The 15,419-nt window shown below is 52.5% G+C and carries 14 protein-coding genes; 3 read left to right on the plus strand and 11 right to left on the minus strand.

Translation table 11 applies throughout. From position 1 onward, the window contains the following. Positions 1-179: 179 nt before the first annotated feature. The 11 genes from VXJ35_RS06815 to VXJ35_RS06865 all read right to left on the minus strand — a co-directional run bounded on the left by VXJ35_RS06815 (position 180) and on the right by VXJ35_RS06865 (position 10,988). The gene (locus VXJ35_RS06815; protein ID WP_157198109.1) at positions 180-830 is read right to left on the minus strand and encodes a hypothetical protein; all 651 of its coding nucleotides are present in this window, start codon (positions 828-830) and stop codon (positions 180-182) included. 467 nt (positions 831-1,297) lie between these two features. After that, positions 1,298-1,564 (minus strand): type II toxin-antitoxin system RelE/ParE family toxin, encoded by a 267-nt coding sequence (locus VXJ35_RS06820; protein WP_082880827.1) that lies wholly within the window; start codon positions 1,562-1,564, stop codon positions 1,298-1,300. Further along, the gene (locus tag VXJ35_RS06825; protein ID WP_197485129.1) at positions 1,564-1,758 is read right to left on the minus strand and encodes a hypothetical protein; all 195 of its coding nucleotides are present in this window, start codon (positions 1,756-1,758) and stop codon (positions 1,564-1,566) included. The genes VXJ35_RS06820 and VXJ35_RS06825 overlap by 1 nt, the downstream gene beginning before the upstream one ends. Before the next feature lie 63 nt (positions 1,759-1,821). Continuing rightward, on the minus strand, positions 1,822-2,673 hold the full coding sequence (locus VXJ35_RS06830; protein WP_064020999.1) for an urease accessory protein UreD: 852 nt from the start codon (positions 2,671-2,673) through the stop codon (positions 1,822-1,824). A gap of 12 nt (positions 2,674-2,685) precedes the next feature. Beyond that, entirely contained in the window at positions 2,686-2,991 is a 306-nt protein-coding gene (locus VXJ35_RS06835; RefSeq protein ID WP_064021000.1) for a hypothetical protein, read from the minus strand. A 94-nt stretch (positions 2,992-3,085) separates the two neighbouring features. Then, positions 3,086-3,859 carry an ABC transporter ATP-binding protein gene (locus VXJ35_RS06840; RefSeq protein ID WP_064021001.1) on the minus strand — a complete coding sequence of 258 codons (774 nt, stop codon included), beginning with the start codon at positions 3,857-3,859 and terminating at the stop codon, positions 3,086-3,088. Then, positions 3,859-4,668, minus strand: coding sequence for an urea ABC transporter ATP-binding protein UrtD (urtD, locus tag VXJ35_RS06845; protein WP_064021002.1), 810 nt, complete (start codon positions 4,666-4,668; stop codon positions 3,859-3,861). Before urtD ends, VXJ35_RS06840 begins: the two co-directional genes overlap by 1 nt. Then, positions 4,665-5,789: an urea ABC transporter permease subunit UrtC gene (gene urtC, locus VXJ35_RS06850; protein WP_064021003.1), complete on the minus strand. Its 1,125-nt coding sequence runs from the start codon at positions 5,787-5,789 to the stop codon at positions 4,665-4,667. Before urtC ends, urtD begins: the two co-directional genes overlap by 4 nt. A 569-nt stretch (positions 5,790-6,358) precedes the next feature. Next, the gene (gene urtB / locus VXJ35_RS06855; RefSeq protein WP_408953942.1) at positions 6,359-7,945 is read right to left on the minus strand and encodes an urea ABC transporter permease subunit UrtB; all 1,587 of its coding nucleotides are present in this window, start codon (positions 7,943-7,945) and stop codon (positions 6,359-6,361) included. 365 nt (positions 7,946-8,310) lie between these two features. Next, positions 8,311-9,612, minus strand: coding sequence for an urea ABC transporter substrate-binding protein (gene urtA, locus VXJ35_RS06860; RefSeq protein WP_064021004.1), 1,302 nt, complete (start codon positions 9,610-9,612; stop codon positions 8,311-8,313). A gap of 122 nt (positions 9,613-9,734) precedes the next feature. Beyond that, on the minus strand, positions 9,735-10,988 hold the full coding sequence (locus tag VXJ35_RS06865) for a hypothetical protein (RefSeq protein ID WP_082877699.1): 1,254 nt from the start codon (positions 10,986-10,988) through the stop codon (positions 9,735-9,737). A 179-nt stretch (positions 10,989-11,167) separates the two neighbouring features. On the opposite strand from VXJ35_RS06865, the gene VXJ35_RS06870 reads away from it, so the two are divergent. The 3 genes from VXJ35_RS06870 (at position 11,168) to VXJ35_RS06880 (ending at position 15,245) form a co-directional block, all read left to right on the plus strand. Beyond that, complete coding sequence (locus VXJ35_RS06870; protein WP_064021005.1) at positions 11,168-11,890, plus strand: hypothetical protein; 723 nt, start codon at positions 11,168-11,170, stop codon at positions 11,888-11,890. 661 nt (positions 11,891-12,551) lie between these two features. Beyond that, the gene (locus VXJ35_RS06875) at positions 12,552-14,510 is read left to right on the plus strand and encodes a DUF262 domain-containing protein (RefSeq protein ID WP_064023405.1); all 1,959 of its coding nucleotides are present in this window, start codon (positions 12,552-12,554) and stop codon (positions 14,508-14,510) included. A gap of 195 nt (positions 14,511-14,705) precedes the next feature. Further along, positions 14,706-15,245 carry an REP-associated tyrosine transposase gene (locus VXJ35_RS06880; RefSeq protein ID WP_082880829.1) on the plus strand — a complete coding sequence of 180 codons (540 nt, stop codon included), beginning with the start codon at positions 14,706-14,708 and terminating at the stop codon, positions 15,243-15,245. Positions 15,246-15,419 lie beyond the last annotated feature (174 nt).

The raw sequence follows: 15,419 nt of genomic DNA on the forward strand, positions 1-15,419 counted from the left end.
GACACCCCATGCCGCTTTGATCCTGCGCTCCGAAGGGTTTGAACGGGGTTTTCGGAAGGGCTATCCCTAGCCCTCCGAAAACGAGCGGCATCCCTGCCGCTCCCCTGCGGGCTGATCCGTCCAAACCCTCCGGTGCTCGGCGCGGCATTAGGGGGAGAAAACCGTCCGTGAAATACAAATCACGGGCTATAAAATGAGTCATCAGGCCAGTAATATGCGGTTTTTCCACAAGGACTTACAATTCGACCATTAATTACTGGTAATTGATGTAAATCTCTTGTCCATTTACCTAAAATTCCATTTAGCAATGTGTATGCGGAAATAACAGCATCCCATTCATGATCGTTATTTGTTTTAATAGGTATGCCAATTTCTTTTGACAAGAATAAATCCATGTTTAAATAATTGGATTTATAATCATATTTTATTTTGTTTAAAGCGTAATAAAGAACTTTTGGATGGGTTTCCGATAAGATTAAGTTCCTTTTGTTTTTCAAAACTTCAATAAGGACCGACATACCATTTATACCCATTGATCCAGATAGAGTGTTTGGCGACATTACACTATTTCTTACCTCGGGATATTTTTTACGAAGCCATATATCTGCTGGCCTCCACCCTCTATCGCCGGTACACCAGCAGGACAATGTATCTACTCCAAGGCCAATAACGTCCTCATTGGAAATTTGGGACAAAATAGATTCGGCCGTATCTAATGTTTTTATTTCGATCTCTGTTGCGACATTGTCTTTTATTCTTAATAAAGCAAAACCATTCGAATTATTTCCGCCTGGGTCATAACCAATAATCGTTCCATTAATTTTTGACATAACTATTGTTTCATCTAGGTCCTTAGGATGTAATCAACGAAGCAAAACGTATCGTTTGCGACAGATGCGCCTCCTATCGTCGGCAGCATCCTACAATAGAACTCGAAGCCCAAAATATAAATTTATCCAATAACTTTTCTTCATGCTACGGGGTTAATTCCCTGATGCCGCGCCGAGCACCGAAGGGTTTGGACGGATTAGCCCGTAGGGGCGATGCAAGGATGCATCGCGTTTTTCGCAAGGGCTGGGATGCCCTTTCGAAAAAACCCGTTCAAACCCTTCGGAGCGGAGGAAACAAGCGGCATGGGGTGGCTTTTTCTTTGGATACTTTCTTTTGGTCACGCAAAAGAAAGTATCTCGGCTGTCGGGCCGAGACCCGACATTAAAAACAACCGTCGCGCTAGCGACACTAAATTCAAATCCCCTCACCCCAACCCTCTCCCAAAAGGGAGAGGGAGCTAAAAGGCTTACGGAAAGAATTTATAAATCTCCTTCCTATGCATCACCGTCGCCACAACCACCAAATCATCCTTAATAATCAACCCCACCCGGTAATCGCCAAACCGTACTTTATAAAAACCATCATACCCCTGCATTTTCTCGACTTTTCCCAATTCAAAAACGCTATTGGCTTTTATTAAACCCTCAAATACAAATTGCTCAATTTTCGGTCGCACCGTAATCGGCAACTCGGCCAATTGTTTTAAAAACTTCTTGCGATATTCAATCTGCATCAGGCCTTATCCAGGCCAGCGTAATATTTTTTGGCCTCTTCGATACTCAAAGTCTCGGTATCATCGGTGTTTATCAACTGCACCAAGGCATAATTTTCCAAAACATTTTCAATCTTTTCGAAAGTATGGATGTCCAGTTGTACGGCGACTCTTTGGCTGTCTTCATTAACGATATATTGCCTTTTAATTTCCATAACCGTCTCCGGTGAAAAGTGAGTGGTCACGATACCCATCCACCTGCGAAAAATCAAACCGGCTTACGTAGCCCAAATCCTCGGCAAACAAACCGCCTTGCCAATAACATCCTGTCGTACCAACCCCCAAACCCGCTCAAAAAAACCCTTCAACACATCCGCCCGTCTGTCCAACCCCCTACAAATCAACAAGCCCTCAATCAAGGTCACCCCACGATTCGGTTCATCACCAATCAATGCCTGCACCGCCGTCAAATGCAAAGATGTAGCAGGATAAGCAAACAACGTCCCGCACGCAGAATGCCCGGATAAGCCCCAGCGGGCTTGAAACGCTGCCGCATCCAGGCGCAAGCGTTCCAGGTATACCAAACGCCCGGCACGACTGATGCGCCAGTTTAGATTGGTAGAGCCATTCTCAAAGCCTTCGCCGGCGGCGGGGCGGCCCAGGGCTAGTATTTCCCAGCCGATAAAACGGCCGTGCTCGGCCAAATCGATATTCATGCTGGAATGTAAGCGGGCGCCTTCGTAGACGATGGTTTCCTGCGGTAGCCATTCCAGGCTGGCGTGTTCAGCAACTTTGAGATTAACAGCCTGCTTGGCTTCACCGCCGCCGCTGCGGTAAAACTTGCCGGCGGCCGGCGTGGTGATCAGAGCATGTGCGCCAGGTTCGGCGCTGGCGTTGATGGTCAAACGGTCGCCGGCCACCACGCCGCCGGGTGGATGCAGCAGGTAGACGTGGCAGACTTCGTCTTCCGGATAAAATGGGCGCTGCACGGTCAGCGGGCCGCGATGCTGGCGTTTGACCAAGGCGGTTTTGTCGCCGCGTTGGCTAAAACCCAGCGTTAATTCGGCTTCCCACGCCGTGGTATCGGTGGAGGCAGCGGGATGGGCTGAAACGGCACAATTGGCTGGCATGGTGCGGTTGGGTTACAAGTTTTTGGTCTTAGACGCGATGGCCGATTTTTCCGACAAAGGCGAATGCTGCGCTTTGTGAGTGTCCCGCCGCCGGATGAGATGCAATATAACCGGGCCGAACACGAATCCCAAAATGATTACGCTGATCAGTAGGGTCGGTAAATCCGGGATTTCGAATAAAGGATGCAGGGCGGCGCGGGTCAATTGCGACAGGTTGCCGCCGTCCAGCATGGCTTCGTAGCTGCTATGGGCTTCGCTACGCATTGACCAAACCAACAGAAAAGCGCCCGCCGTCAGTAAAAGTTGTTCGGATTTCATCTTCGTTTCTCTCTGATCCTGCGTTGAATTAACTTGATGGGCTGCGCCCGTTTTGGAAATCCCCTTGACCCTCTTTTTCAAAGGGGGAATTGGGTTACACCGTCAAATACCGCTTCACCATATCGTCCGCCAACTCATCCATCGCTCCCACCGCCACGTGCCGGCCCCGGTCCATGATGCAGAATTGATTGGCCACTTTGCGGGCGAACGGCAGTTTTTGTTCCACCAACAACACGGTTACGCCCAGTTCTTTATGAATGCGGTCGATGGCTTGATGGATTTCGCCAGTTTCCGGTTTGGGCGTCGGTGTCGCCACGCCGCGCGACTTGTTCAACCGAATAATCACGTCGCCAATTTCGCTGACGATGTTGGGCTGGATGCCTTCAGTGGGTTCGTCGAGGATCAATAGGCGCGGATTCAATACAAGCGCCCGGCCAATCGCCAATTGCTGCTGCTGGCCGCCGGACAAGTCGCCGCCGCGGCGTTTCAGCATTTGTTTTAGGACCGGGAAGATTTCGAAAATGCTGTCCGGGACTTTTTTGATGCCGTGTTTATGGGCGGCGCGCAGGCCGGTTTTCAGGTTTTCTTCCACGGTCAGCAGCGGAAAGATTTCCCGGCCTTGCGGCACGTAGCCGATGCCCAGTTCGGCGCGGGATTCGGCCTTGGCTTTGGCCAGTTCCACACCGTCGAATTGGATGCTGCCGTCGGCTACCGGCAGCAGGCCCATGATGGCTTTGAGTAACGTGGTTTTGCCGACGCCGTTGCGGCCCATCAGGCAGACGCAGGCGCCTTGCGGCACGCGCAAATCCAGGTCCCACAGGGTGTGGCTGGCGCCGTAGTATTGTTGCAGTGCGCTAATGTTTAACATCATCCCCCCAGGTAAACTTGTATGACGCGCGGATCGTTTTGCACCTCGTCCATCGTGCCCTCGGTCAGCACCGAGCCTTCGTGCAGCACGGTAACTTTGCGGGCAATACTGCGGACAAACTCCATGTCATGCTCAACGACGACGATGGAATGCTGGCCCTGCAAGGACAGCAGCAACTCGGCGGTGCGTTCGACTTCCTGATGGGTCATGCCGGCGATGGGTTCGTCGACCAGCATCACTTTCGGGTCTTGCATCAGCAGCATGCCGATCTCCAGCCACTGCTTCTGGCCGTGCGACAGCGCGCCGGCCAATTGGCGTTGCTGGGCGGACAAGGCGATGGTTTGCAGTACATCCTGGATGCGGTCGCGTTGCTCGCCGTTTAATTTATGGAACAAGGTCGGCCAGGTGCGCTTGTCGGTTTTCAGGGCCAGTTCCAGGTTTTCGAACACGGTCAGGGCGTCGAACACGCTAGGCTTTTGAAACTTGCGGCAGATGCCGGCCTGGGCGATGGCTGGTTCGTCCAGTTCCAGCAAATCGATGGTCTGGCCGAAGAACACCGAACCGCTGTCGGGTTTGGTTTTGCCGGTGATGACGTCCATCAGCGTGGTTTTGCCGGCGCCGTTGGGGCCGATCAGGCAGCGCAGTTCGCCGTCGTCGATGTACAGCGACAGATGGTTCAGCGCCCGGAAGCCGTCGAAGCTGACGCTGACATCTTCCATGTACAAAATCGGGCCGTGGCGGGCGTCGACTTCGCCGGTCAAGGGCAGGCTGGCGCCGCCTTCGGGTGTGGATGCAGCCGAGATCATCATGCCGGTTGTCCTCCGGTAGCGTTAAGGGTGGATTCGGGTTTAGGTTTGGCGCGGCGGCGCAGCAGGCCGACGATGCCGTCGGGCATTAACAAGGTCACTAAAATGAACGCGCCGCCCAGGCAGAACAGCCAGGCGTCCGGCATCAGGCCGGTCAACACGGTTTTGGCATAGTTGACCAGCACCGCGCCGATGATGGCGCCATATAGCGTGCCGCGGCCGCCGACCGCGACCCAGATGACGATTTCTAATGAGTTAAGCGGCGAGAATTCGCTGGGGTTGATGATGCCGACCTGCGGCACGTACAACGCTCCGGCCAGCCCGGCCAGCATCGCTGCGAACACGAATACCCACAGCTTGAACAATTCCACCCGGTAACCTAAAAAGCGTACTCGCGATTCCTGATCGCGAATCGCTGTGACCACCCTGCCCAACTTGCTGTTTACGATCCAGCGGCACAGCAACAGGGCGCCGATCAGACTCAGGCCGGTCACCAATAATAAGACGGAGCGGACGGCTTCGGATTGAATATTGAAACCGAGGATATCCTTGAAGTCGGTGAGGCCGTTGTTGCCGCCGAAACCCATTTCGTTGCGGAAGAAGGCCAGCAACAAGGCGTAGGTTAGTGCCTGGGTGATGATGGACAAATACACGCCGGTGACCCGTGAGCGAAACGCCAGCCAGCCGAATACGAAAGCCAGTAGGCCCGGCGCCAGCAACACCATCAGCATCGCGAAACCGAAGTTTTCGAAGCCGTACCAGTACCAGGGCAGCTCGGTCCAGTTCAGGAACACCATGAAGTCTGGCAGCTCGGCGTTGCCGTACACCCCGCGCGTACCGATTTGCCGCATTAGATACATGCCCATTGCATAGCCGCCCAACGCAAAGAATGCGCCTTGGCCGAGTACCAGAATCCCGGCGTAGCCCCAGACCATGTCCAGCGATAAGCCGAGCAGGGCGAAGGTCAGGTATTTGCCGATTAGCGAGACTGAATAGGCGGAGAAATGCAGGGCCGAGTCTTCGGGGAAGATCAGGTTACAGAGGGGGATTAGCAGGGTTACCGAGGCTAATGCGGTTAGCACGGTGGTGTAGGTTTTGTCTTTAGTCAGATTTTGTAGGTTCATTTGACTGCCTGGTTTGGTGTCGCTGGCGCGACGGCTTATTTATAAGTCGGGTCTCGGCCCGACAGCCGAGGTACTTTCTTTTGCTTGCCCAAAAGAAAGTACCCAAAGAAAAGGGCACCCGGATGCCGCTTTTATCCTGCGCGCCGAAGTTTTTGAATGGGGTTGACGGAAGGGGCTTCCTGCCCCTCCGTCAACGCGATGCATCCCTGCATCGCCCCTGCGGGCTAATCCATTCAAAAACTCCGGTGCTCGGCGCGGCATAAGGGGCAAAACACCATCAGCCGCCCAAATTTGCGTAGGGTGGGCAACTTTGCCCACCGTTGGCGGTTGGTTCCGCGTGGGCACTAAATCGTGCCCACCCTACGGCTATCCAGCCACTCTAAATCGCGCGACGGATTTCGTCCCCTCTGCCGCGCCGAGCATCGGTGGGTTTTCTCTCGTTCCCACGCGCTGCGTGGGAATGCGGTAGTTCCGCGCCTGCGGTGAATTTCGTGCCGCAGCGCGGCTAACCCTGGTTCCCACGCAGCCCGTGGGAACCAGCAAACCCAGTCGCCGCAGCGACACAAAAATTAAGACTCAGCTGCTCTCCCTTTCTGCGGAAACAATCCCCGTGGCTTCTTCTGAATAAACAAAATAATGAACACCAGCACCAAAATCTTCGCCAACACCGCCCCGGCATAAGGTTCCAAAACCTTATTGGCAATCCCCAATGAAAACCCGGCCACCAACGTTCCAAACAAATTACCGACCCCGCCGAACACCACCACCATGAACGAATCGACGATGTAGGCTTGACCCAAATTCGGCCCGACGTTGGTGATCTGGCTCAAGGCCACGCCGGCCACGCCGGCAATCCCGGAGCCCAAGCCAAAGGTCATAGCATCCACTCTGGCGGTGGGGATGCCCATCGCTCGGGCCATGCCGCGATTCTGGGCGACGGCTCTTACTTCCAAACCCAGCTTGGTGCGCTTCAGGATTTGCAGCAGCGCGGTAAACACCAGCAGGCAGAAGATCAGGATGTAGAAGCGGTTCCAGGTCAGCGACAGGAAGTCGTTGATCTGCCAAGAGCCGCTCATCCATTCCGGCGTCGACACGCTGCGGTTCAGCGGCGAGAAGATCGAGCGCACCGCTTGTTGCAGGAACAGGCTGACGCCGAAGGTCGCCAACAAGGTTTCCAGCGGCCGGCCGTACAAAAAGCGGATGATGCCGCGCTCGATGGCGATACCGACCAAGGCGGCGACTAAAAACGCCATCGGTATCGACAGAATCAACGCCGTGCCCAGGTTGTTGGGCATGATTTGTTGCATGACATAGGTGGTATACGCACCCAGCATCATCAGTTCGCCGTGGGCCATGTTGATGATGCCCATCACGCCAAAGGTAATCGCCAGGCCAATCGCGGCCAACACCAGCACCGCGCCCAAACTTAAACCAAAAAACACGGTTTCGATGGCGGCATAAGCCTGCATGCGGCCGCGGATTTTGATCAAGGCCGCTTCGGCCAGATTGCGGATATCGCTGTCGGCTTCGACGAAATTGCCGTCGGCATCTTTTTCGGTCAAGGCTTGTAGTTTGTTGACGGCATCCTGGCTGTCGAATTCCTTCAAGGTCGTGATGGCATTGATGCGCTGGCTTTTATCCGGGCTGTTGATGTCCTGTAACAGCAGTACGGTGTGGATTGCGGCTTGGATGTCGGCATCGGCCTCGTGGTCCAGATGGTCCTTCAACAATGCCAGGGCTTTGTCGTCGACGTTTTTGGCCATGGCCTGCACCGCGCCGAGGCGTACCTCCGGGTCGGCGTGGTTGAGTTGCAATTGGCCGATGGCTTTGCGCAGCAGGCTACGCAGCTTGTTGTTCAAATTGATTTTGCCGACCGCGCCGCGCTCCACGTCGCCGAGGCTGGCGCCGCTGGTCGGGTCGGTCAGGCTGTAGCCGCTGTCGTGTTCCTGGCCGATGACCAGTTTGGCTTCGGTTTTTAATTCGAATAGCTTGCCGTCCTGCAAAGCTTGCAATAGTTTTAAATTGGCGCTGTCGGCTGCTAGTTGTTCAACCGCTTGCTCCCGCTCCGGCATGCTGCCTTGGCGCAGCAACTCCAGTGGGTTGCCGGTTGCGTCGGCCAGTGCCGGCCGGACGGTTAAAGCCGCGGCAGCAATCAGCAGCACGAGTCCGGTTCTGATTAGCCAGCCGGACCGGTCTATTGCTCCGGTTCCGCTCGGGCCGAGACTGTTTAAGCGCTTGGCGTAAAGTGCTTCGACCGGCTCAGGGCGAACCGTATTCCAGTGGGAGTTGCCAGAAACGCGTTCGAAAAGCCGTTTAAAAACGCCGCGGGTTTCGATTCCGGTCTGAGTAGAAGTAGTAGTCATCATGCTCAAGAGGCTGTTTTTGGGGGAACGGTCGGCCGGGCGTAAATCGGGCGGCGTTTTTAAACGGGTTCTAAAACGGTTGGTTTGCATCGCGATTCCTGTCAGGGGCGAAGCCCGCGACTTCCGTGTCGCGCGCCTCGCGGGGATAACTTCCGTTGTTAGTAGTTCTGCCCTGAACACTTCTTGGTTTTGGTGTTGTAGTTGCCGCAATTGATCGGCGTGGTCCAGTCGGCGATGATCGGCTTGCTGTCCGGCAGGAAATCGGACCAGGCGTCGCCGTCGACCACCTTGTTGGTTTGCCAGACCGTAGCGAATTGGCCGTCTTCCTGAATTTCGCCGATCAACACCGGTTTGCTGATGTGATGGTTGGGCAGCATTTTGGCGGTGCCGCCGGTCAGGTTGGGGAATTCGACGCCGATCAGGGCTTTTTGCACCGCTTCGGGATCGGTGGTGCCGGCTTTCTCGACCGCTTTCACCCACATGTTGAAGCCGATGTAGTGCGCTTCCATCGGGTCGTTGGTGACGCGTTTCGGGTTTTTGATGTAGTCCTTCCATTGCTGGATGAAGGCGGCGTTTTTGGTGGTATCGACGCTCATGAAGTAGTTCCATGCCGCCAAGTGGCCGACCAGCGGTTTGGTGTCCATGCCGGACAATTCTTCCTCGCCGACCGAGAAAGCCACGACCGGAATGTCTTCGGCTTTGATGCCTTGGTTGCCCAATTCTTTATAGAACGGCACGTTGGCGTCGCCGTTGATCGTCGAAACCACCGCGGTTTTCTTGCCGGCCGAGCCGAATTTCTTGATGTCGGCGACGATGCTTTGCCAATCGGAATGGCCGAACGGCGTGTAGTTGATCATGATGTCCGCCGGTTTAACGCCTTTGGCTTTCAGATACGCTTCCAAAATTTTATTGGTAGTGCGCGGATAGACGTAGTCGGTACCGGCCAAGACCCAGCGTTGCACTTTCAGGTCGTTCATCAGGTAATCGACGGCCGGAATCGCTTGTTGATTCGGCGCGGCGCCGGTGTAGAACACGTTTTTGGACGATTCTTCGCCTTCGTATTGCACCGGGTAGAACAGGATGCCGTTCAGTTCTTCGATCACCGGCAATACCGATTTACGCGATACGGAGGTCCAGCAGCCGAAGATGGCGGACACTTTGTCCTTGGTCAGCAGCTCGCGGGCTTTTTCGGCGAATAAGGGCCAGTTGGAAGCCGGGTCGACCACGACCGGCTCCAGCTTTTTACCCAACAAGCCGCCTTTTTTGTTCTGCTCGTCGATCAGCATCAGCATGGTGTCTTTCAAAGTGGTCTCGGAAATTGCCATGGTGCCGGACAGCGAATGCAGCACGCCGACCTTGATCGTATCTTCGGCTTGGGCCGCGGTGGCCGTGGCGAATAGCGCGGCGGACAGGGCTGTCGCGCTAGCCAGTTTGCGGAAGGAATTGCTCAGTAGTTTCATCGTTATAGTCCTATGTCGGGAAGAAATCGTGGGTGCTTGGTCACCCGTTCGTAGGGTGGGCATGCAATGCCCACGCGTGACGTCCGCGTGGGCAGCTCATCGCTGCCCACCCTACGCAGTTGTTAAATCTGCCACTGGAAGCCGACCATCATTTGGCTGACGTCGTCGCCGGTGGCGGTGGATTTGTAGTTGATGCCCTTGGTTAACAAATCGCCGTATTGGTAGCTGGCGAAAATCTTGGCGTTGTGGCCGTCGATGATGTAGTTGATGCCGGCCTCGTAGACTTCGCGGGTGGAACTGGTGCTGGGCGCGACGTTGACGTAGCGCAAGAACGGTTGGAACTGGCCGATGCCGACTTTTTGCGGGAATAAATACATGCCGCTGACGTCGAAGGCGTTGCCTTCGAACATGTCGAACGTACCGGCAGCAAACGATGTCGCCGCATCGCGCTGCGCCTGGCCGAAGCCATTGGATAGGCCGTAGTTTTTGTACTCGCCGTTGAAGGTCACGACGCCGCCGCCGGGCAAGACTTTTTCGAACAAGATGTCGGCGGTGGTGCCGCGAAAGTTGGCCGGGTTGGCCGTGGTGCCGGCGCCGTCTTCCTGGTATTGGTTGGAGATGCCGACGGTCAGGATGTCGCCGCCTTTGCCGTAGTAAGTGCCGGAAGTGTAATAGCCGGGATTTTTCTCGACTTCCCAAAAGTTATAAGCCACGCGTTGGGCATAGAGAATGTTGTGGTCGGCGTTGGCGCCGCCGCGCAGGCCGCGGAAGAAACCGGCGGCGTACTGGAGTCGGCCGTCTAGTGCCGCACCCCAGAACGTGACACCGTCGTCGCGGCCGAAGGAGCCGGCGGAATTGCCGTCCGGCCCGATCGTCAAGTTGTAATCGGATGGCTCGAACGGGGTACCGGCCGAGAAGATGTTATAGACGGCGCTGTAGAACGGACCGTTCATCTCGCGGCGTTCGGCCGGGACCAGCATCCGGCCCACCCACAAGTTGGCGTAAGGGTTAACCTCGAATTTGCCGATCGCGTCCAGCACCCGCACCTCGCCGCCGTTGCCGCAGGTTTGGCAGTCGGTGTTGAACTCCACTTTCAGGTATTTATGGATTTGGCCGTTGATGTATAAACGGATGTTGTCCAGGTTGAAATCGTTGCTCCATTTTTCCGCACCGGAGCCGGCAGCGCTTTCCTGGGCGCGGAAACTGGTGCGTAAACCGGCGCCGACGCTGACCCATTTGGTATCGTCGATTTTGAACGTGGCCCCGGCCGTCGCTTCCGGCGCCTGGCTCAGGCCGATGGCGCCCAAGGCCATGCCGCTCAGCAGCCCGATCGCCCGGCTGCCGGTTTTTTGTCGATTAAAACCCGTCATTTGCATTCCCCTATTTAGTTAAAACTTGCCAGAGCCGGCGGCCGTGGCGCTCGTAAACTTCGGGGAAATTTTTGAATTTTGTGCAGGCCTGCCACAATCGGGCGAATGACTCATCAGTCATTTAACGTATGGCCGGCAACTCGCGGCGTCCGTAGAGTGGCAAGCAACTTGGGAGAGAAACGATTATGAAAAACTGTTTTTATGTTTTGGCTTTTGCCGTAGCGGGTTTTGCCGGTTCGGCATTGGCGGCCGATCAGGAAGCGGTCAAACCGCTGCAAGCGATTGCGTTCGAACTGGCCGACGACAATCTGCGCCAATTCGGCATTGCGTTGGACGCGGCGAATCTGGCCGAGCGGGTCAGGAATAATCTGGCGGAATGGCAGTTTCCGCTTAGCGCCAACGGGCCGTTTAGCCATCGCTTGCAAGCCAGGCTGGGTAAGGTGGCGCGGCGGGAAACGCCGGTCGGCTTTTCCTTTTCCAGCGGCAACTCCGACCCGCGCGCCGCCGATTTCCAAAAAGCCGACGTGCTGCCGGTGACTTGCAGTTTGCGCGACGCCGAAAATCAAGCCGTGCTGATCGAGCGCGAATCGACTTTCAGTGCCCATGCTTTGGATAAGGACGTATTGCCGGCGCGGATTGTAGATAAGCTGGTGGATCAGATCGGCACGGCTTGTCTGGATGTGTTGGAACATGCACCGCTACCCAAGCAGCCGGGCCGCGTCAGAACCGAGTTATTCAAACCGAAATGGATGCCGGACGTGCGGGTCGAAGTGCGGGAGATTCCGGCTGCTGGAGGGGCAGGCAGTTCAGCGCAACCGGCGGCGATAGGCGACGAGCCGAAGAAGGAGGTGATTATTCATAACCAGGGCAATCCGGTGATTTTTCAGTTTGGGCATGAGAGGAAGTGATTGATTGTCATGTTCGCAGGGATGCGGGCATCCAGTGCCAGGGAGGGTGGCTTTGATTTTTTGTGTTACATAGCTTGATGTTCATAAACTGATATTTTGTGCGGTCTGTTCCTTCTCCCTCAGTACCCACAAAGGGCATAAAGGAGAAGGTTAGGATGAGGGGGGGTAGGAAGGTGTCGCTGCCGCGACGGATGATTTTAAAGTCGGGTCTCGGCCCGACAGCCGAAATACTTTCTTTTGCGTGGCCAAAAGAAAGTATTCAAAGAAAAGGCCACCCGACATTCCGCCTTAATCCTACGCTTTACGAAAACCATCCATGGTTTTCGCCCTGCGGGCCAGCCTATCGGCTGTTCAAATTTGCTCCAGGCAAATTTGTCGCTTTTGGCGAGGGTTTTCGGAAGGGGCTTCCTGCCCCTCCGAAAACGAGTGGCATCCCTGCCGCTCCCCTGCGGGCAATTCTCGCCAAAAGCTGCGATGCTCGGGGCGGAATAACGGGAACAACCCTGTCGCGAGATGAGAGGTATTAGATGATTTTGAAAGCTAGGATTTTGATTGTGTTGTAGGATGCTGCCGACGGTAGGAGGCGCATCGTTCGCGACCGATGCGCTTCACCCCGTTCAGCACAACCTATGGGACTAATTCATCTTTCAGAAAAATAAACATGGACAATCAACTACTCACTCTTTCAAAAATATTTACGGAACGACTTTTCAGAATTCCTGATTACCAGCGTGGTTATGCTTGGGGTGAAAAACAATTAAAAGATTTTTGGAACGATATTCAACAGCTTGAGCAAGGGCATAACCATTACACAGGTGTTCTAACTCTCGAGAGTGTTCCGCATGAAGTGTTTAGAAAATGGGATGATGATTTATGGATTATAGATGCAAAAAGTTACCAGCCTTATTTTGTTGTAGATGGACAACAGCGATTGACTACAGCTATCATTCTAATTCAAACAATTCTTGAAAAAATAGATTCTGGTGAGAAGCTGAACTTTACAGAGCGTTCAGATATCCAGCGTCGATTCATATTTGACTCTAAAGATGATGGAATATCACGGTCTTATCTTTTTGGATACGAAAAAGATAATCCAAGTTACGAGTATTTAAAGACAAAAATATTCGGTGAGATATCATCAAGCGATTCCTCTGAGGAAACCGCGTATACTCAAAATCTAGCTAGAGCTAAAGAATTCTTTGCAGAACGCCTCTCTGAACTACCACATCAAGGCCTTGAGTCTTTATATAAAAAAATTACACAGCATTTACTTTTTAATATATTTACAATTTCAGAAGATGTTGATGTTTGTGTTGCTTTTGAAACGATGAACAATAGAGGAAAGCCTCTTTCGTATTTGGAATTGCTTAAAAATAGGTTGATATATTTGTCTTTAAAGTTTGATGCCGACGAATATGAACGTCGTAAGCTTCGTGCAACTATAAACGACTGTTGGAAGGCTATCTATCATAATTTAGGTCGAAATAAGTCTCAACCTCTGGATGATGATTTGTTTTTACAGACGCATTTTGTTACATATTTTGGAAAAAATATTTTTGATCATATTCCTGATGGAAAAGAAGAGAGATATGAGAGACTTTATCGTATAAATTATTCAAATTACTTATTAGGCGACCGATTTGTTTCTAGGAATGTTGTTGCAGACGCTCCTGCAGAAAAAAGAATTACAGTTTCTGATGTCTATAGTTACGTTAGTTCTCTGCAAGAAGCAGTTAAAACTTGGTACAAAATGTGGAATCCTCTCGACTCTGACTTTTCTCCAGAGATTCAATTATGGTTGGATAAAATTAATCGGATTAATATTCCAACTTTCAGGCCGTTGATTTTAGCCTTTCTTCAATCAGAGCAGTCTGAATTTAGTCGTTTAGCTTTTCTAAAAGCTATCGAGCGCCACTTGTTTATCTTGTCTCTTATGAATAGTCGTTATAATTTTCAGTTTGATTTTGAAATTAGTCCGCAGAGCGCCGAATTAGCAATAGAATTAACTAGTGGAAAATTAACCCCAGAAAACGTCATAAAAAGTATCTCTGAAAATACATCTGATCTTACTAAGAATCATGAGTTTATACAGCAAATAGTCAATCGATTTCGTTCTTCTGGTTTCTATTATTGGAATGGAATTCGTTATTTTTTATTTGAGTATAATCTTAGCTTGCAAGAAAAATCAAAAACCGAACGACCAAAAATATTTTGGCCGGAATTTAGTGAGACGAAAAGTGATTACATTTCGGTGGAGCATATTTACCCTCGACAAGCAAGAAATGAATACTGGACTTCAAGGTTTAAAGGCTTAAGCCAGAAGCAAAAGGAGGCGTTAAGAGATTCTTTGGGAAATTTGTTGCCTTTGTCGAAACCTAAAAACTCGAGCTTATCTAATAATCCATTCCCTGATAAAGTTGATGGGCCAAAAGGATCTAGTATAGGTTACCGTTATGGATGCTATGCGGAAAATGAAGTCACTAAAGAAAAGGAGTGGACTCCAAACTCAATATTACTCAGGGGTTTAAAGTTAATTCATTTTCTTGAGCGGAGATGGAATATTGAAATTGGTGATGAAAAGCAAAAGAAAGTTATGCTTGGACTTGATTTTATGAAATAGACGTATTCTTTTGAATGTTTTCTATGATTCCAACGCTAGAGCGTCGAAGCGTTAGTTAATAAGACAGCTTTAACTTAATGGATGGTTTTTAGTCCCTCTATTCCGCTCAGCAACGTAGGGTGGGCACATGCTTTTAGTGCCCACGCGGGGAAAACCACAAACCCTGATTTCACCATCAAAAATTAACAATCAAAAATGTCCCGTTACCGCCGCTCGCAAAATCCCGGTGCAACGTATTTCTTCACGGTGGTGGCGTATCGGCGGCAAGCGATTTTATGCGATGAACCGATCAGGGAGGCTTTGCGCAAGGCGATTGCAACCACCCGCGCCAAACGGCCGTTTACCATCGACGCCTGGGTGTTGTTGCCGGATCATTTGCATACTATTTGGACCTTGCCGGCGGACGACGGAGATTTTGCCACGCGTTGGAGTGTGATCAAACGGCAGGTGAGCGTGGTTTGTGGCGAAGTGTATCGGCGGGCAGAATGGATCAATGCATCGAAACAAAAGCATCGAGAATCGACATTGTGGCAACGCCGGTTTTGGGAACATCAAATTCGAGATGAAACCGATTTTGCCCGGCATATGGATTACATCCATTACAACCCGTTGAAACATGGGTGTTGCCAGCGGGTAAGCGAATGGCCGTATTCGACGTTTCATAGATATGTTAAGGACGGCGTTTATTCGATGGATTGGGGTGGTGGTGTTGATGTTACGGTTGCAGGGGAATGAAAGGTTTGTCCGCGTGGGCACAAAAAGCCGTGCCCACCCTACGAAATCGGGATGTTTTTTCCCGTTATTCCGCCCCGAGCATCGCAGCTTTTGGCGGGATCAGCCTGAAGGGGAGCGGCAGGGATGCCGCTCGTTTTCGGAGGGGCTGGGAAGCCCCTTCCGAAAACCCTCGCC

This window comes from Methylomonas sp. DH-1 (genome assembly GCF_046097555.1).
Taxonomy (GTDB): domain Bacteria; phylum Pseudomonadota; class Gammaproteobacteria; order Methylococcales; family Methylomonadaceae; genus Methylomonas; species Methylomonas koyamae.